Genomic DNA, 18,627 nt, shown 5'->3' on the forward strand with positions numbered 1-18,627 from the left:
ATGTCTTTTAGAATGAGCGGGGAATACCCACTCATTCTTATTTTTACAACCAGCTATGAAACTTTTTAATATAAAGCTTTTTCAGGAATTGTGTTAAAAAAGCGTAGTCTAATAGTATTCCTACTAACCAAGGGAAGTAGCTAAGTGGCAATGCTTGTAAACCAACGGCTGCACCAAGTGGTGAGAATGGAATATAAATCCCGATTGCCATAATAAGAGCGGTTAATAAAACGACGGGTGTTGATGCAGTGCTTTGAATAAATGGAATCTTCTGTGTTCGTATCATGTGAACAATTAAAGTTTGAGTTAACAATCCAACCACAAACCAACCGGACTGGAATAATGATTGCTCGCTCGGTGTATTTGCGCCAAATACATTCCACATGACTACGTATGTGATAATATCAAATATGGAACTAATTGGGCCGATACAAATAATGAAGTTTCGTAAGTTTGCAGTATCCCATTTTCGGGGTTTTTCTAGAAACTCTTTATCCATTTTGTCCCATGGAATAGAAAGTTGTGAAATATCATAAAGTAAGTTTTGAATTAAAAGATGAATGGCAAGCATCGGTAAAAAAGGAATGAAAGCACTTGCTACTAACACGCTAAACACATTACCGAAGTTAGAGCTAGCTGTCATCTTAATATATTTTAAAATATTTCCGAATGTAGTACGTCCTTCTACAATCCCGACTTCTAATATAGTTAAACTTTTTTCGAGTAGAATAATATCAGAAGCTTCTTTCGCAATATCAGTAGCAGTATCAACAGATATTCCGACATCAGCTTCACGTAATGCTACAGCATCGTTAATGCCGTCTCCCATGTAACCTACAGTGTGTCTGTTTCCTTGTAATGCGTGTATAATGCGAGATTTTTGCATTGGATTAAGCTTCGCAAATACAGTCGTTTCTTCAGCAAGTTTTGCTAATGCTTTATCTGGTAAAGAATCAATCTCGTAACCGAGGATTGGTTCGCCGATATCTAATCCAACTTCTTTACAAACTTTTCGTGTAACAATTTCGTTATCGCCAGTTAAAATTTTTACTTGTACACCATGCTTTTGTAATGCTTGAATTGCAGCTGCTGCAGATGGTTTCGGTGGATCTAAAAAGCCGATATATCCAGCGAGAATCATATCAGTTTCGTCTTTTACTGCGTACTCTTTATCATTTATGTTTCTATCTTTTTTATAAGCCACAGCAATAACCCGCATACCTTCACTATTCAATGTCTCGCTTAGTTTTTTGACATTTGAGCGTATTTCCTCAGTGAGTGTAACGATTTTTTTATCCACTTCAGTGTAGTTGCAAATTGATAAAATTTCTTCTACGGCACCTTTACAAACCATTGTATGTTCACCTGAAATATCTTTTACGATGACTGACATACGCCGGCGGGCGAAATCGAATGGAATTTCATCTAGCTTTTGAAAAGCTGATGGGTCAAATGTATTGTTTTCCTCTGTATGCTTAATAACAGCTTTATCTATTAAGTTTTTCAATCCAGTTTGATAGAAACTATTTAAATAGGCAAATTGCAAGACACGATTGCATTTATTTCCACTAGAATCTAAGTGACGAACAAGGACAACTTTATCTTCTGTTAAAGTTCCGGTTTTATCTGTACAAAGAATGTTCATAGCACCTAAGTTTTGAATAGAATTTAGCTGTTTTACAATTACTTTTTGTTTAGACATGTTAACGGCACCTTTAGCTAAATTAGTAGTTACAATCATTGGTAACATTTCAGGTGTAAGACCAACAGCAACGGCAATAGCGAAGAAGAAAGCTTCTTGCCAATCTCCCTTTGTGAATCCGTTAATGAGAAGGACGATAGGCGCCATAATAAGCATGAATGTAATTAAGAGCCAGCTTACTTTGTTTACACCTTTATCAAAGCTTGTTTCTACCCGCTTTCCGATTACCTTATTTGCTAAAGAGCCGAAATACGTATCAGTACTTGTTGAGATGACAACAGCTTTTGCGCTACCACTTACAATATTTGTTCCCATGAAGCAAAGGTTTTCCATATCGAGTGGATTGTAATTTTTTTTCATGTTTTTCGGTAAGATATGCTTATTTTCTGTATGGTAGCAGTTTTCGTATTTTTCTACAGGAAGTGCTTCCCCTGTTAAAGAAGATTGATTAACAAATAAATCTTTAGCGGATACAATACGCACATCGGCTGGAACGATATCACCTGCTGAAAGGGAAATAATATCGCCAGGTACAAGTTCCTCAATTGGAATTTCTGTTGTGTAATTTCGATTTAAATTCGTTACATTTTTTATTTCATGTACAAATCCATTTATTCTAAATACGCTCGCAGTTGTTCGAACCATAGCTTTTAATTTATCGGCAGCTTTTTGAGAACGAAATTCTTGGGAAAACCGAATCGTTGCACTAAGTAGGACCATTACAGATACGACAATTGTTCCTTGCATATCATCCGTGAAAAAGGAGAGTGCTCCAAGAGCTAATAAAACGAAAATAAATGGATTTTTAAATGCTAACAGAAGCTGAATGTACCACGGTGCCATTTTATTATGAGCTATTTCGTTCGGGCCATATAAAGAAAGTCTACGAGACGATTCTTGTTTAGATAATCCATCTTGAGATGTTTCTAAAAGTTTTAACGCAGAGCTTATATCTTGTGTTGCAACCTCCACTAATAATTCGTTATTTGTTTTCATGCTATCTTGCTCATAAGCATGCTTTGTTTCTTGTCTTTGTAAATTAAACATCGGTAGTTCCTCCTCTGTCATGAAGGAGGAAACAATCTGTTACCTAACTATTTGAAATGGTGAGGAACAGTTTCTTTCCTACCTACATGATGAAATATGAATGTAAAACGTATGGGTATCTGGGCCGAATCATCAATTGCCAACTGTTCCTCACCTCCGTACAATTTAGTAGTTTCTGAATATGCTATGTTTGTTTCATAGTAAGGTGCATATAGACGTAAAAAGACCTTTACTCAAAACGAGTAAAGGTCTGAATTCGCAGTTAAAAGAGTCCACAACAAAGACTGCTAGTAGACATAAATAAAAACAGTTTTTGTGTATGACAAAATACATGCACCTCTCCCTCGTTGAGTTTTAGCACTGTATAGCATAGGTACTGAAACCAGCTACGTTAAAAAAGGCCTTCATTCCGACCTTTCCTGTTGACCCATTGGCGTCTCTCGACATTTTTGGGCAGCAGCGTTTCTCTATACAGGAGCCTCACCTAACAGAGACCATATTCAATTACATGTTGAATGTTAGCACTGTAAAATCGTAGTGTCAATATCTTTTTTATCTGTGTTTTTAAAATATTAAATGGATTTATAATAGATATATGGGATGAAATGCATGATATTAATTATAAATAATGTGGAAAATAAATATTTTTATAAAAGGGGAATTTGTAATAGTACCACAAAATTTTATTATAAATATTGAGAATCAAAAGTGGTTGTTTAATGAGCAGGAAGATTTATGTTCTCACGGGGAAATTTATTTAAATGTGGATGGAACGATTATTACACAAACAGGTATGGATGAGGAATGGGGAATAAGTGAATCAGCTCTAGCTCTGTTACGAACTTTAGATAAAGAATATATTTGTGATATTGAAAATGAAGAGGGGCTTATTTTGCACGGATGTGGCACTATGCTCATGTTAGGATGCCCAATTTTAATTCATTGGACTATAAACCATATAGGTGAAAATGTGGTTTTAAAGGATTTTGTCAAAGTTATTTCTACTGATCAAAAGGCTATATACTATGAAGGGCTTCATATAGAAGTAAATGAAAATGAATATAGAAAACAAATTGTTTCTTTTGCGCTACAAGCAAAAGAATTATTCAATAAATCAAGTGAAAAGATAATTTTAGATGAGTTTGATCAAAGTATGTATACAGACTTTTGGACGGAATATAATCATTTGCTAAATAAGTATAAATAAAAAAGCACTGTAACCAGTGCTTTTTTATTATAGATTACGAGATTGTAGGGTTTTCAAAAATAACAATCTCTGAACTGTTTGTAGTTGAAACGCGTTGGGCGTAATATGTTAAAGCTGAAGAAATATATGCTGGTAACGTATCATTTGTATGTGATGTTGTATATTCATGGATTAATTCCTTTAAAGTTGTCCATTCTAATTGTGCTGGGTGATCAGACACGAAAGAACTTACCCAGCGATCAAATGAAGATGAAAAATCAGTTTGTAAACGAAATACTTCTTTCATAATAAAACGCTCCCTTAAAATGTAGTATAATCATTTTAACACAAAACACGAACGATTGCTAAATTTTTTAAGTATAACGTTCGTGTTATATAGTTGTCTAGATGATTGGTTATGTAAATTCAATTTGCCATTTGAAATAACATTCCGTAAGATGAGAGATAGAGTATATTTAGAGCTGGAGGAAAGAAAGTGGAATTTGTATTTTTAGGAACTGGTGCAGGTGTTCCTTCAAAAGGAAGGAACGTTTCAGCAATTGCTTTACAATTGTTAGAAGAACGAGGGCAAACTTGGTTATTTGATTGTGGCGAGGCCACGCAACATCAAATATTACATACATCTGTACGTCCGCGCCGCATTGAAAAAATATTTATTACGCATTTACATGGCGATCATATTTTTGGATTGCCTGGTTTATTAGGTAGCCGTTCATTTCAAGGAGGAACTACGCCTTTAACGGTGTATGGACCGAAAGGAATTAAACAATTTATTGAAGTGGCATTATCGGTAAGTACGACACATGTGAAATATCCACTTGAAGTTGTGGAGATAACAGAAGAAGGTACCGTATTTGAAGATAATGAATTTTATGTAGAAACGAAAAGATTGTCACACGGTATAGAATGTTTTGGATATCGTATTGTAGAGAAAGATATACAAGGTGCTCTTTTAGTTGATAAGTTGCTTGAGATGGGTGTGAAACCAGGTCCAATCTTTAAACGTTTAAAGGATGGAGAAGTAGTTGAATTAGAGGATGGCACGATATTAAATGGAAATGAGTTTATCGGCCCACCTCAAAAAGGAAGAATTATTACTATCTTAGGTGATACGCGATATTGCGAAGCAAGTAGGGAGCTTGCGCAAGATGCAGATGTACTTGTCCATGAAGCGACTTTCGCAGCAGAAGATGAGCAACAAGCGCATGATTATTTTCATTCCACATCTAAGCAAGCTGCGAGCATTGCACTTCAGGCAAATGCGAAGCGATTAATCTTAACTCACATTAGTTCTCGCTATCAAGGAGATACATATAAGGAATTATTGAAAGAGGCAAGAGAGTTGTTTTCTAATACAGAAATAGCGACAGATTTGAAATCATTCCCAGTAGAAAAATAATAATTTTGTAAAAAATGGTAACGGTGGGTTACCATTTTTTTATGTCTAAAAAAATTTAAAAATAAAACTGTTATTATTTTATACTTATACTTGGATGATACAGAAAATTAGAATGGTTTGAATATATACGATAAAAATACGAAATAATGATTATTTAGAAAAACTGTTATATAAGTCAGATGACATACAAGTGATACAAATAGCAGGAATGGACTTTTATTCAGAACTTTTAAAATTCAACAAAAGTAAGCGTTTTATAAAAAACAAGCTATAATGAGGGCAGATCATAATTTATGATAAGTCACATGCTTTTTAGTTATTATCGTAACAAGTGAAGTTGACTAAACCATGAGAGAGTAACATGAGAATTATAATAGGAAAGATATCGCTTGTTTATGCTATCCTTGCAATGGCTTCTGTGTTAAACTTTGGATTGCTACCAGACTTTATTGTGGATTATCTTATATCATTTTTTAATGAAAATAATGCTAAGATTCTTATGTATTATTATAACTGGTATTATTTCAGGTTATATTGGATTACTTTTATTTAAAAATTATCCAATTCATACAGCAGAACAAATTCGTGGTACAACTGGAAAAGCGACAGATGTAGCAGGTTAATAGAATAGTAGAATAAATTTTTGCATAGAGGTTTAGGGGGAGTTATGATGAAGTATCGCTCAGTATTTGATATTATCGGTCCAGTTATGATTGGACCATCAAGTTCACATACAGCAGGCGCGGCAAGAATGGGGCAAGTTGCTCGCCAGCTGTTTCGTCATGAACCAGAAAGAGTAAGCATTTCGTTATATGGATCATTTGCAAAGACGTATCGAGGGCATGGTACGGATGTAGCACTAATCGGTGGAATATTAGGATTTGAAACAGATGACTTACGTATTCCAGAGGCGCTAGAAATAGCAAAAGAGCGCGGAATTGAAGTGGAATTCATTGAAGAAGATGCCAATGCACCTCACCCAAATACAGCGAAAATTCGTTTGTATAAAGGTGAAGAAGAAATTGAAGTTGTTGCTTGCTCAATTGGTGGCGGTAAAATTGAAGTTGTAGAATTAAACGGATTCGATCTTCAATTATCAGGCACAAGTCCAGCACTACTTATTGTAAATAACGATCGCTTTGGTGCTATTGCAGCAGTAGCTTCAATCCTTGCTACAAACGAGATTAACATTAGTACAATGAGTGTTTCTCGTAAAGAAAAAGGAAGAAGAGCGCTTATGGTTATTGAAACAGATGAATTATTAGCAGATGAAGTGATTGAAGAAATAAAAGCGCAACAAAATATTTGTCAAGTAACTATTATGGATTAATTGCAGGGGGGACACACCATGTTTCGGAACGCAGCGGAACTAGTGGCGCAAGCTAAAGAACAAAATGTAAAAATCGCAGAAATTATGATTCAATGTGAAATGGAAACAAGAAGTATTTCACGTGAAGAAGTAATTGCTGGTATGGAAAAGAACTTAGTCGTGATGGAACAAGCAGTAGAACGTGGTATTCGCGGCGTGAAATCACCAACTGGTTTAACTGGTGGAGATGCTGTAAAAGTTCAAGCGTATATGAAGAGTGGAAAAGGCTTATCTGGAGATACGATTTTGGATGCAGTAAGCAAAGCTGTTGCAACAAATGAAGTAAACGCAGCGATGGGAATTATTTGTGCAACACCAACAGCAGGGTCTGCTGGAACAGTGCCAGGTGTACTGTTTGCGCTAAGAGAAAAATTGCAGCCTACACGTGAAGAAATGATTGAATTCTTATTTACAGCAGGAGCTTTCGGTATGGTTGTTGCGAATAACGCTTGTATTTCTGGTGCGGCAGGAGGATGCCAAGCTGAAGTTGGTTCAGCAAGTGGAATGGCGGCTGCAGCTGCAGTTGAGATGGCTGGTGGAACACAAGATCAAGCAGCTACAGCGATGGCAATTTCATTAAAGAACATGCTTGGTTTAGTGTGTGATCCTGTTGCAGGACTTGTAGAAGTACCTTGTGTAAAACGTAATGCAGCAGGAGCTGCAAATGCGATGATTTCAGCAGATTTAGCATTAGCTGGTGTAACGAGTACAATTCCATGTGATGAAGTAATTGAGGCAATGTTTAGAATCGGACAAACGATGCCAGTAGCACTTCGTGAAACAGCTGAAGGTGGACTTGCAGCAACGCCGACTGGTCGTCGCCTGCAAGAAGAGATTTTTGGGAAGAACAATAACTAAGTGTAATTATAGAAAAAGGAGCTCAAATAAACTTGAGCTCCTTTTTTTATTTTTCTTTTGTTAGTTGTTCTAATGTTTTTCCAAGATTATGTGATCGTTCCGTTGCCTGTGTAATACAAGAAATAAGTGCTTGTTGAAATTTATGTTCTTGTAATACTTCAATGCCTGCCTCGGTCGTTCCGCCAGGCGAAGTAATTTCCTTTCGCAAAACAGAAGGGTGTTTTTCGCTTGCTTTTAGCATTTCAGCAGCACCAATCATCGTTTGAAGAATAAGTGATTTTGCAACATCTTCTTTTAAACCAATTTTTTTTGCAGCTTCTTCCATAGCTTCCACTACGTAATAAATATAAGCAGGTCCACTTCCGGATAATGCAGTGACAGCATGCATATCTTCTTCCTCTACAACAGAGACGAGACCAATCGTTTCAAATAAAGATGTTGCAGTGCGAATATGTTCCGCTGTTGCATGTTTCGAAGGGGAGATAGCGGTAGCTGATTTTAAAATGGCTGCGGATGTATTTGGCATTGCACGAATAATTGGAACGTCTTTTTGAAGTAGTTTTCTAATTGAGTGAGTAGAAACACCTGCTAGTAATGAAATAATAAGCACGTTATTATTTATGTATTCTTTAAAAGGGATAAGCGCCTCTGCAACATCCTTTGGTTTCATTGCTAGAAAAAGAATATTTGCATCAGTAAGTAATTCTTTTTTATTATGAGTACCTTTGACACCGTATTTTTTATGTAGCTCTTGTAATCTTGTCTCGTTAGAATGATTACTTACAGTAATTTGTTCACATTTAACAACATTTGCATGTAACAAGCCACCAATAATAGCTTCAGCAATAGAGCCTGCACCGAGAAAGGAAATGTTTTGAATAGACATGATGTTCCTCCTTTAATTTTGGTTAGAAATTCTTATAAATGTACATACATTCGTTTTTTTATAGGAAACACCTCTTTTTATCTGAAAATAATGACAAATATATATAGAAGTTGTAAACTGAAGAAGTATTCATTTTTGAACCGGAAAGAGACAGGGGGGCTAAGCATGACGGCGATTCACCGAATGGAGATTCCTGTACCATTTGCAGTGGAAACTGTGAATGTGTTTTTAGTTGAGGGGGAGACATTAACATTAATTGATACAGGGACGAATACAGAAGAGGCAAGAAATGCGTTAGAAAGTCAATTAGGTACATTAGGACATACGATAGAAGATATTGAAACAGTAGTCATTACGCATCATCATGCAGATCATTGTGGACTTTTAAATATATTTTCTGAGAAGACGAATATTATTGGACATCCTTGGAATGAGCCTTGGATCACACAAAATCCAGAGTTTTTAAAGCGGTATCATGAATTTTTTAGAGAGACGGCCTTACAGTTTGGTGTGCCAGCAGCATTTTTGAAAGACGATTCGTTATTGACGACGAGGACACTTAAATATTCTTGTAATAGATCGTTAACGCATACTGTGAGAGAAGGAGATCGTATTAATTCTTTGCCTGGATTTACAGTGCTTGAAACACCAGGTCATGCTTCTACTCATATTTCTTTATATAGAGAATCTGATGGAATATTAATTGGTGGAGATGCTCTCATTAGTCATATTTCTTCGAATCCAATACTAGAACCACCATATGAAGGGCAAACAGAACGGGCACGCCCATTACTACAATATAATCAAACATTACAGCGTTTAAGCGAAATGAATATTTCACGCATTTTATCAGGGCATGGGGAAGATGTTCTAAATGTGAAACAACTTATTGAAACGAGATTACAAAAGCAAGAAACACGTGCTTTTAAAGTACTTGAGTTATTAAAGGAAAAACCAATGACAGCATTTGAAGTATGTGTAAAACTATTTCCGGTATTATATAAAGAACAATTACCACTTACTATTTCAGAAACGGTTGGACAATTGGACTATTTAGCATATAATCAACAAGTGATGATTGATGAGTCATCGCAACAATTGATTTATTATGCAAAGTAGGTGACAGCAATGACAGGACGTTTACAAAATAAAGTAATCGTCATTACAGGTGCTTCTAGTGGGATTGGTGAGCAAGTTGCAATGCAAGTTGCAGCACAGGGAGCGACTCCAGTATTAATGGCTCGAACAGAAGAGAAACTACAAGCGTTAGTAGACAAAATTAAAGAAACTTATAATACGCCTTGCTATTATTATGTATTAGATGTAAGTGAAGAGATGGAAGTACAGTCTGTTTTTTCAAAGGTATTACAAGAAGTGGGACGTATTGATATATTAGTAAACAATGCGGGATTTGGTATTTTTAAAACGTTTGAAGATGCATCAATGGGTGAAGTAAAAGATATGTTCCAAGTAAATGTATTTGGATTAGTAGCATGTACGAAAGCGGTACTACCTTATATGGTAAACAAGAATGAAGGACATATTATTAATATTGCTTCACTTGCTGGAAAAATTGCAACTCCGAAATCGAGTGCTTATGCAGCAACGAAACATGCCGTATTAGGATTTACGAATAGTTTACGCATGGAATTAGCGAATACAGATATTTATGTTACAGCAATTAATCCAGGTCCGATAGATACAAACTTTTTTGAAATAGCGGATCAATCTGGTACATATGTAAAGAATATGGGACGTTACATGTTAAAACCAACATACGTAGCAGAACAAATCGTAAAGTCGATGCACACGAAAAAACGTGAAGTAAACTTACCGAAGTGGATGGGAATTGGCCCGAAACTTTATGCTTTATTCCCAGGTTTATTTGAACGTGTAGCAGGTAAATCATTAAGTAAAAAATAGGAGATTTCCATATGGAAATCTCCTATTTTTTATTATTTTCCAGTTACATAATCATAAACAATATCCTCAATTTCAATATTTGAATGAGTCACCGTTTGAATATGTTTCACTAGCATTTCCTGATCTTCTTTTGATATTGGACTGCATTGATATTGTTGAAAACTTTTTATAATCATTTTCTCAATTAATTTTTCGTTCATATTTTTCCCCGCCTGTATGTACGTATGTATTGTTCTATTGTACTTGAAGTGAAATAAAAAAACTACTATGCACTATTTTTGTATAAAAATCCGGTTGAGTATATTGTTTTTCTAATAAAATTAAGTTTTTTTAGATTTAAAAATTTATAAATATTTAATTGACTCTATAAATATACAATATTATAATCATACTTAATTTAAAGAATCGATATGAGGAGGAACTTATGAAAGTCGCAATTATTGGAGCCACTGGATATGGGGGCATTGAGTTAATTCGTTTATTAGAACAACATCCATATTTTTCGATAGCATCTCTCCATTCTTTTTCACAAGTTGGTGAGTGTATAACAAATGTATATCCGCATCTTCGAAATGTCCTTTTTCATACGTTACAAGAGATTGATGTGGAGACGATAGGAAAAGAAGCAGAAATCGTATTTCTAGCAACCCCAGCAGGAGTATCGGCGGAGTTAACTCCCAAGTTATTAGCAGAAGGTTTAAAAGTAATTGACCTATCTGGAGACTTTCGTATGATAGATCCTTCGTCATATGAACTGTGGTATAAAAGGCCAGCAGCGAAAGAAGAAATTCTTAGAAAAGCAGTGTATGGGTTAAGTGAATGGAAAAGGACTGGGATTCAAAAGGCAAATTTAATTGCAAACCCAGGATGTTTTGCTACAGCCACATTGCTAGCGATAGCGCCGTTAGTACGTAGCGGCATGATTGAAGAAGATTCGATTATTATTGATGCGAAATCAGGGGTATCAGGAGCAGGTAAAACACCAACAACAATGACTCACTTTCCTGAGCTATATGATAACTTGCACATTTATAAAGTGAATGAGCATCAGCACGTTCCAGAGATTGAGCAAATGCTTACAGAATGGAATAGTGGATCACAGCCAATTACATTTAGCACACATTTAATACCGATATCACGAGGAATCATGATCACACTTTATGCAAAAGTAAAACAAAAGATGGAAATAAAGCAACTTCAAAAATTGTATGAAGAAACGTATGAACAATCGCCTTTCATCCGAATTTGTACGCAAGGGAAATTTCCAAGTCCAAAAGAAGTGAGAGGCTCAAATTATTGTGATATTGGCATAGCTTACGATGAAAGAGCTGAAAGAGTTACGGTCGTTTCTGTTATAGACAATATGATGAAAGGCGCGGCTGGGCAAGCGATTCAAAATGCAAACATAATAGCGGGACTAGAAGAGACAACAGGTTTACAACATATGCCGCTTTATGTATAAGGGGGACATGATGATTAAAGTAGCGTCTATTACAAAATTAGAAAATGGTTCAATTGTAACGCCGAAAGGCTTTTCGGCAATTGGTACTGCAAATGGTTTAAAAAAGGAGAAAAAGGATTTAGGTGCCATCGTTTGTGATGTACCAGCATCATGTGCCGCTGTGTATACAACGAATCAAATACAAGCAGCTCCTTTGCAAGTAACGAAGGATAGTATAACGGCAGAAGGGAAGTTACAAGCAATTATCGTTAATAGTGGAAATGCAAATGCTTGTACTGGAATGAAAGGATTACAAGACGCATACGAGATGCGCGCATTAGGGGCGGAACATTTTGGGATGAAAGAAAATTACGTTGCAGTAGCTTCAACAGGTGTAATTGGTGTTCCACTGCCGATGGATATAATCCGAAAGGGAGTTGCAACTCTTATACCGACGAAGGAAGAAAGTGAAGCATATTGTTTTTCTGAAGCAATTTTAACGACGGATCTTATAACGAAAGAAACTTGCTATGAAATGATTATTGATGGGAAGAAAGTGGCGATTGCGGGTGTTGCAAAAGGTTCAGGGATGATTCATCCGAATATGGCAACGATGCTTAGTTTTATTACGACAGATGCTCATATAGAGCATGACGTATTGCAAACAGCGTTATCACAAATAACGAATCATACATTTAATCAAATTACGGTAGATGGAGATACTTCTACGAATGATATGGTCATCGTTATGGCAAGTGGATTATCAGAAACAAGGCCGATAAATATGGAACATACAGATTGGGAAACTTTCGTAGGTGCTTTACAGAAGGTATGTGAAGATTTAGCGAAAAAAATTGCGCAAGATGGTGAAGGCGCTACGAAGTTAATAGAAGTAAATGTGCTAGGAGCTCAAACGAATGAAGAGGCAAAAAAAATTGCAAAGCAAATAGTCGGTTCGAGTCTTGTGAAAACAGCAATACATGGTGAAGACCCAAACTGGGGGCGAATTATTAGCAGTATTGGACAAAGTGAAGTAGTTATTAATCCGAACACAATTGACATTACTCTTCAATCTATATCGGTATTAAAAAATAGTGAGCCTCAAATATTTTCTGAAGAAGAAATGAAAGAGAGATTACAAGAAGATGAAATAGTGATTAATGTGTACTTACATTTAGGTGAAGAGACAGGATCAGCTTGGGGCTGTGACTTAAGCTATGAATATGTGAAAATAAATGCTTGTTATCGTACATAAGGAGAGAGAAGATGAGCGATTATATTGTAGTGAAATGCGGCGGTAGTATGTTGAATCAATTAAATGATGTGTTTTTTGATTGTATAAAGAAATTACAGCAGAAGTATAAAGTAGTGATTGTCCATGGTGGTGGGCCAGAAATTGATGCCAAATTAAAAGATTGTAACATCAACGTAGAAAAAAGAGATGGATTACGCGTAACACCAAAAGAAGTTATGGATGTTGTTCAAATGGTGCTATGCGGAAGTACGAATAAAAAACTCGTAATGAATTTACAAAAGCATAATTTACTTGCTGTAGGTTGTTCAGGGTGTGACGGCAATTTACTTCAAGTTCAACCTGTCAGCGAGGAGATAGGATATGTGGGAGAAGTAAGTTATGTCGAAACATCCTTATTAAAAGGGCTAATGAATATGAATTATATTCCTGTTATTGCTCCAATCGGGATAAATGGTAATGAAATTTATAACATAAATGCGGACAATGCTGCAGCTGGGATTGCGGCCGCGTTAGGGGCAAAAGAGCTTATTTTTATTACGGATGTAGATGGAATATTACATGAAGGGAATTTGGTAAAGGAAACGGATGAATCTGAAATTGCAACTTTTATAGAAACAGGTGTTATTACAGGTGGGATGATTCCGAAAGTACAGGCGGCACTAGCATCATTAAAAATGGGAGTGCAAAAGATAAGTATTGTGAATGGTACAAAAGATTTTACTGAGGTTACGGGAGAGTGTATTGGAACGACGGTAACGAAAGGTGTGAGTATTGCATGACGAGTCATCTTTTTCAAACGTATGGTAGAAGAACTATTGAGTTTGTAAAGGGAACTGGAACGAAAGTTATTGATAATAAAGGTAAGCAATATTTAGATTTTACATCAGGAATTGGCGTATGTAATTTAGGACATTGTCACCCTACTGTTCTCAAAGGTGTACAAGAGCAACTTGATGATATATGGCATATATCTAACCTGTTTACAAACAGCTTACAAGAAGAAGTTGCGTCATTATTAACAGAAAATAGAGCATTAGATTATGTGTTTTTCTGTAATAGTGGGGCAGAGGCAAATGAAGCGGCTTTAAAGTTAGCACGTAAGCATACTGGAAAATCTCTCGTCGTAACATGCCAGCAGTCTTTTCACGGTAGAACATTTGGAACGATGAGTGCAACAGGCCAAGATAAGGTAAAAGAAGGATTTGGTCCATTACTTCCATCTTTTTTACATATCCCTTTTAACGATATTAAAGCATTAGAGGAAGTAATGAATGAAGAAGTTGCGGCGGTAATGGTAGAAGTAGTTCAAGGAGAGGGAGGAGTAATACCTGCTGATCTATCTTTTTTGAAAGAGATTGAAACATTATGTAATAAGTTCGGTTCCTTATTTATTATAGACGAAGTACAAACGGGGATAGGAAGAACTGGAACACTATTCGCTTATGAACAAGTGCGAATAGAGCCTGATATCGTTACCGTTGCAAAAGCACTTGGGAATGGGATTCCTGTCGGAGCAATGATTGGCCGGAAAGAGCTCGGAACGTCGTTTACTGCAGGATCACACGGTTCAACTTTTGGCGGGAATTACATCGCGATGGCTGCAGCGAAAGAAGTATTGCAAGTAAGTAAAAGACCATTGTTTTTAAAAGAAGTACAAGAAAAAGGCGAGTATGTATTAGAGAAGTTGCAAGAGGAATTACAGCATGTCGAATGTATTCAAAATATACGTGGTAAGGGGCTTATGATTGGGATTGAGTGTAAGCATGAAGTTGCAAGTTTTATAGAACAACTAGAAAACGAAGGACTTCTCGTATTACAAGCAGGCCCTAATGTTATAAGACTATTACCGCCACTCATTGTCACGAATGAAGAGTTAGAACAGGCAGTATATATAATAAAAAAAGTAGTTTGTACAAAAAACGTATCAATCATATAAGGGGGAAGTTTCATGTCAACTTTACAAGTACCGAAATTAAATACGAAAGATCTTTTAACACTAGAAGAATTAACGAAAGAAGAAGTTATTTCTTTAATTGAGTTCGCTATATATTTAAAAAAGAATAAGCAAGAGCCTTTATTACAAGGCAAAATATTAGGGCTTATTTTTGATAAGCATTCAACTCGTACTCGTGTATCTTTTGAAGCGGGAATGGTACAACTCGGGGGACATGGTATGTTTTTAAGTGGGAAAGAGATGCAAATGGGAAGAGGAGAAACCGTTTCAGATACTGCGAAAGTATTATCGCAGTATATTGACGGGATCATGATACGTACATTCTCACACGCGGATGTAGAAGAGCTTGCAAAAGAATCGAGTATTCCTGTTATTAATGGATTAACGGATGACCATCATCCTTGTCAAGCATTGGCAGACCTCATGACGATATATGAAGAAACAAATACATTTAAAGGAATAAAATTAGCTTACGTAGGTGACGGAAATAATGTATGTCATTCATTGTTGTTAGCTAGTGCAAAAGTTGGAATGCATATGACTGTTGCAACGCCTATAGGGTATGAACCGAATGAGGAGATTGTAAAAAAAGCTTTAGCGATTGCCAAGGAAACAGGAGCTGAAATTGAAGTTTTGCATGATCCTGAATTAGCGGTGAATGAAGCAGATTTCATTTATACTGACGTTTGGATGAGCATGGGGCAAGAGGGCGAAGAAGAGAAATATTCTTTATTTCAACCTTACCAAATCAATAACGAACTTGTTAAGCATGCGAAACAAACATATCGTTTCTTACACTGTTTACCTGCCCATCGTGAAGAAGAAGTAACAGGCGAAATTATAGATGGACCACAGTCTATCGTATTTGAGCAAGCTGGTAATCGATTGCATGCTCAAAAAGCGTTATTAGTGAGTTTATTTAGAAATGTAGAAGAGCCTTCCTAAAAGGGAGGTTTTTTTATATTAAAATGTCGGATGTATATTTGGTTAACCATTTCGATATCATTTATAATAAAAGAGAAAACTAAATTTGTTTTTCAGAGTGTGTAAGGACATACTACATATAAAAATATAGTTAAAGAGATGATGAGGGTGAAAACAACTAAGAAAACATATTCGTTTTTTCAGCGGATGTGGAGAATATTAAAGTTTCAATATTATAAGTTGCTTCGATCGCCAGAAGGCGCAAAGAAAGTATCGTTAGGGTTTGCTATAGGATTCGGCTTAGAAATGTTAGTCATTTATACGGCATCGCTCGTATATGTAATATTTTATCCAATCGTCAGGTTAGCAAAGGGATCTTTTCCTGCGGCAGTTATTGGCAATATTATTGGGAAAATATCGTTTCTCCCAGTATTTTTATTTCCGCTTGCGTATGCGCTAGGAAAAATGATTTATCCATTCCATGTACAGAAAATTCATCATGAACCATTTACGATATCGGACTTGTTTTCAAGTCACATTTTTACGATATTAAAGAGCTTATTACAAAGTGAAGTGTATGTATTAATTGGAATGACGATTTTAGGAGTTGTGTTTGGTCTCATTTCGTATTTCGTTGTGCATTATTTATACGAAAAGAACCGTAAGTTACGCTTGAAGAAAAGGAAGAAACGAGTGAGAGAACCACTTGTACAATTATAAACAATGTCACATCCATTTTCTCCTTTGAATATGTTTAAGAAAAAGGAGGAGAGGATAATGTATTATTATTACGTACCTCAAGTATATCCATATGTAAATTATTATCCGGTTTATGATACGAGTAGACAATACGAATTATATCGGCAACAACAATTACAGCAATTATCACAAATACCACAATTACCACAACAACAGCCTACACAGGAAAAAAAACCATATTTAACAACATGGCCATATTCCAATGTGTACTATGGTAACTATTACGAATCATAAAGCTGCTTCTATTTAGAAGCAGCTTTATACGTTTGTTTTCAAAATTAAATTTTGAATGGTTTGAAGAGAATGAATGAGCTTTTCGCGCTCTTCCTCAGATAATGTTTGGAAATTTTCTTTTAGTTTGTCTAAAATGAATTGCTGATACTGATTTACTAATAATTTCCCTTCAGCTGTTAGGGAAATTAAAATGACCCGTCGATCTTTTTCGCTATAATGACGCTCTATTAGTTCTTCTTGAATAAGTTTGTTTAATAGAGGTGTCATGTTAGGCCGTGAAATCGCTAGCCGCTTGCCGATTTCGGAAACTGCTAATGTGCCGTTTTCATGCAAAAGCAGTAATACTTGTGTATGTGATGGCGGCATATGTCTTTGAGAAGAAAATTCTCCAGGAAGCATAAATTTGCGATAAAAAAGAGGCACTAGCGAAAGAAGATGATCAACAATACGTTCCCACTCGCGTGATTCCATATAAAGGCCCCCTTCCACTATCATTGTAACAAAAAAGACATGTTATAAAAATAGAATTGTTTCATGGGAATTTTAATATTTGTAGGCCAATACTTTTTTTGTAAATGAATCGGCAATAATCGTATAGCCTTTATCATTTGGGTGTACTTGGTCAAAGAGCAATTCTTTTTTATCATTCGATATTAATTTACGAATTGGCAAAACGATAGATGGTTGATTCACTTTTGCAATGGAATAAACGGATTCATTCCAGCCGTCTAAAAACATATCTGCATAACTTGCGATGGAGTCATCGAGTTGTAACGGGTTATAGAGTTCAGAAAGAATGAGTAAAGCATCCGGATTTTGATCTCGGACTGTCTTTACAATATTTTTTACATCCGCTTCAAAATGAGCTTTTTCTTTATTTAACATTTTAATACCGTCTATAACACCGACATCACGATTTAAGCGAAATAAATTATTTCCCCCAATATTAATTGTAATGATATTTGCTGCTCTAATTTTTTGCTTTACATCTTCTGATTGAACTTTTTTAGCGAGACGATCTGTTGTAAGACCGTTTATCCCAAGGTTTTCTACAGTAATTGGTTTATGAATTTGTGCTTCTATTTGTTTAGAGGCTAATTCAGCAAATCCACCTTGTGTTGATCCATATCCTTTGGCGAGCGAATCACCTAGTACGAGATGATAAAAGGAATCGTTTGTTTGCTTATCAATCCAACTTGGAGTAGATGTTTTTTCTGTTTTTTCTTCGGGTTCATTTTGTTTTGTCTCGTCGTTCTTTTCAAAATAAGAATAAGAAATGATCAGAAGGAGGAGACAAACAATTGTTAAGATGACTTTTTTCATAAATTCATCCTCCTTGTAATTGGTAATTGTATCATATTCAGCAGTATTAGCAATGTAAGGGCATATTATATGTTTATGAAAAGTTTATAATAACTTTACAGAAAATTTGTTGAAGTTTGTCAAAAAATATTGACGATAGGAAAGAACTTTATATATGATAATGTCAGATAAGGTGAAATTTTAATTAGTGGGAGCTTTATTTCCTATTAATTGTTAGTCTTCATCAATCGAGCGTTTAAGGGGACTACTCGTTAGCGCAGGGTGAAATGAAAATTGTGTCTCTAATAGAAGAAAAAAGGTATGTGGTTAGAGACAGATAGGGATTCATTTCATTATTTCTGGTAAT

At 35.7% G+C, this 18,627-nt stretch carries 20 protein-coding genes and 1 riboswitch; of the genes, 14 read left to right on the forward strand and 6 right to left on the reverse strand.

Annotated features, from left to right (window positions below; all coding sequences use genetic code 11):
* Positions 1-43: 43 nt before the first annotated feature.
* Positions 44-2,749, reverse strand: a complete 2,706-nt coding sequence (gene mgtA, locus OXT04_RS15550; protein WP_267415728.1) for a magnesium-translocating P-type ATPase — start codon at positions 2,747-2,749, stop codon at positions 44-46.
* Positions 2,750-3,080: 331 nt separating this feature from the next.
* Positions 3,081-3,248, reverse strand: a riboswitch (M-box (ykoK) riboswitch).
* A 168-nt stretch (positions 3,249-3,416) separates the two neighbouring features.
* On the opposite strand from mgtA, the gene OXT04_RS15555 reads away from it, so the two are divergent.
* Positions 3,417-3,956, forward strand: coding sequence for a hypothetical protein (locus OXT04_RS15555; RefSeq protein WP_048563888.1), 540 nt, complete (start codon positions 3,417-3,419; stop codon positions 3,954-3,956).
* 34 nt (positions 3,957-3,990) lie between these two features.
* Here the strand turns inward: OXT04_RS15555 and OXT04_RS15560 are convergent, their stop codons facing one another.
* Positions 3,991-4,242, reverse strand: coding sequence for a DUF3932 family protein (locus tag OXT04_RS15560; protein ID WP_000665709.1), 252 nt, complete (start codon positions 4,240-4,242; stop codon positions 3,991-3,993).
* A 189-nt stretch (positions 4,243-4,431) separates the two neighbouring features.
* On the opposite strand from OXT04_RS15560, the gene rnz reads away from it, so the two are divergent.
* From rnz to sdaAA, 4 genes are all read left to right on the forward strand, one after another.
* A complete protein-coding gene (gene rnz / locus OXT04_RS15565; RefSeq protein ID WP_000397454.1) occupies positions 4,432-5,355 on the forward strand; it encodes a ribonuclease Z in 924 nt (307 codons plus the stop codon).
* A 485-nt stretch (positions 5,356-5,840) separates the two neighbouring features.
* Positions 5,841-5,978 (forward strand): hypothetical protein, encoded by a 138-nt coding sequence (locus OXT04_RS15570; protein WP_000943432.1) that lies wholly within the window; start codon positions 5,841-5,843, stop codon positions 5,976-5,978.
* A 47-nt stretch (positions 5,979-6,025) separates the two neighbouring features.
* Positions 6,026-6,685 carry an L-serine ammonia-lyase, iron-sulfur-dependent subunit beta gene (gene sdaAB / locus OXT04_RS15575; RefSeq protein ID WP_000877449.1) on the forward strand — a complete coding sequence of 220 codons (660 nt, stop codon included), beginning with the start codon at positions 6,026-6,028 and terminating at the stop codon, positions 6,683-6,685.
* 18 nt (positions 6,686-6,703) lie between these two features.
* Positions 6,704-7,582, forward strand: a complete 879-nt coding sequence (sdaAA, locus tag OXT04_RS15580) for an L-serine ammonia-lyase, iron-sulfur-dependent, subunit alpha (protein WP_000489461.1) — start codon at positions 6,704-6,706, stop codon at positions 7,580-7,582.
* A gap of 46 nt (positions 7,583-7,628) precedes the next feature.
* On the opposite strand, the gene proI is transcribed toward sdaAA, so the two are convergent.
* Positions 7,629-8,468, reverse strand: coding sequence for a pyrroline-5-carboxylate reductase ProI (gene proI / locus OXT04_RS15585; RefSeq protein WP_097822482.1), 840 nt, complete (start codon positions 8,466-8,468; stop codon positions 7,629-7,631).
* A gap of 165 nt (positions 8,469-8,633) precedes the next feature.
* Here proI and OXT04_RS15590 point away from each other — a divergent pair, with 165 nt between their 5' ends.
* Complete coding sequence (locus OXT04_RS15590) at positions 8,634-9,587, forward strand: MBL fold metallo-hydrolase (RefSeq protein WP_000125133.1); 954 nt, start codon at positions 8,634-8,636, stop codon at positions 9,585-9,587.
* A 9-nt stretch (positions 9,588-9,596) separates the two neighbouring features.
* The gene (locus OXT04_RS15595) at positions 9,597-10,391 is read left to right on the forward strand and encodes an SDR family NAD(P)-dependent oxidoreductase (RefSeq protein ID WP_000147794.1); all 795 of its coding nucleotides are present in this window, start codon (positions 9,597-9,599) and stop codon (positions 10,389-10,391) included.
* A gap of 32 nt (positions 10,392-10,423) precedes the next feature.
* Here OXT04_RS15595 and OXT04_RS15600 read toward each other — a convergent pair whose 3' ends face one another.
* The gene (locus tag OXT04_RS15600) at positions 10,424-10,591 is read right to left on the reverse strand and encodes a YqzH family protein (protein ID WP_267415742.1); all 168 of its coding nucleotides are present in this window, start codon (positions 10,589-10,591) and stop codon (positions 10,424-10,426) included.
* A 224-nt stretch (positions 10,592-10,815) separates the two neighbouring features.
* On the opposite strand from OXT04_RS15600, the gene argC reads away from it, so the two are divergent.
* The 7 genes from argC (at position 10,816) to OXT04_RS15635 (ending at position 16,958) form a co-directional block, all read left to right on the forward strand.
* Positions 10,816-11,853, forward strand: coding sequence for an N-acetyl-gamma-glutamyl-phosphate reductase (gene argC, locus OXT04_RS15605; protein WP_000861239.1), 1,038 nt, complete (start codon positions 10,816-10,818; stop codon positions 11,851-11,853).
* A 10-nt stretch (positions 11,854-11,863) separates the two neighbouring features.
* Positions 11,864-13,087 carry a bifunctional glutamate N-acetyltransferase/amino-acid acetyltransferase ArgJ gene (gene argJ, locus OXT04_RS15610; protein WP_000598386.1) on the forward strand — a complete coding sequence of 408 codons (1,224 nt, stop codon included), beginning with the start codon at positions 11,864-11,866 and terminating at the stop codon, positions 13,085-13,087.
* A gap of 11 nt (positions 13,088-13,098) precedes the next feature.
* Positions 13,099-13,866 (forward strand): acetylglutamate kinase, encoded by a 768-nt coding sequence (gene argB / locus OXT04_RS15615; RefSeq protein ID WP_016512331.1) that lies wholly within the window; start codon positions 13,099-13,101, stop codon positions 13,864-13,866.
* On the forward strand, positions 13,863-15,023 hold the full coding sequence (locus tag OXT04_RS15620; protein ID WP_000200545.1) for an acetylornithine transaminase: 1,161 nt from the start codon (positions 13,863-13,865) through the stop codon (positions 15,021-15,023). Before argB ends, OXT04_RS15620 begins: the two co-directional genes overlap by 4 nt.
* A gap of 12 nt (positions 15,024-15,035) precedes the next feature.
* Positions 15,036-15,986: an ornithine carbamoyltransferase gene (gene argF, locus OXT04_RS15625; protein ID WP_000105795.1), complete on the forward strand. Its 951-nt coding sequence runs from the start codon at positions 15,036-15,038 to the stop codon at positions 15,984-15,986.
* A 138-nt stretch (positions 15,987-16,124) separates the two neighbouring features.
* The gene (locus OXT04_RS15630) at positions 16,125-16,685 is read left to right on the forward strand and encodes a DUF2062 domain-containing protein (protein WP_002005691.1); all 561 of its coding nucleotides are present in this window, start codon (positions 16,125-16,127) and stop codon (positions 16,683-16,685) included.
* Positions 16,686-16,742: 57 nt separating this feature from the next.
* Positions 16,743-16,958 (forward strand): hypothetical protein, encoded by a 216-nt coding sequence (locus OXT04_RS15635; protein ID WP_000291956.1) that lies wholly within the window; start codon positions 16,743-16,745, stop codon positions 16,956-16,958.
* Positions 16,959-16,982: 24 nt separating this feature from the next.
* Here the strand turns inward: OXT04_RS15635 and OXT04_RS15640 are convergent, their stop codons facing one another.
* Positions 16,983-17,429: a MarR family winged helix-turn-helix transcriptional regulator gene (locus tag OXT04_RS15640; RefSeq protein ID WP_000445819.1), complete on the reverse strand. Its 447-nt coding sequence runs from the start codon at positions 17,427-17,429 to the stop codon at positions 16,983-16,985.
* Positions 17,430-17,501: 72 nt separating this feature from the next.
* The gene (locus OXT04_RS15645) at positions 17,502-18,281 is read right to left on the reverse strand and encodes a GDSL-type esterase/lipase family protein (RefSeq protein WP_000755838.1); all 780 of its coding nucleotides are present in this window, start codon (positions 18,279-18,281) and stop codon (positions 17,502-17,504) included.
* Positions 18,282-18,627: the final 346 nt, after the last annotated feature.

The sequence above is a fragment of the Bacillus sp. GC_Bacil_1 genome, assembly GCF_026540675.1.
GTDB lineage: Bacteria > Bacillota > Bacilli > Bacillales > Bacillaceae_G > Bacillus_A > Bacillus_A cereus.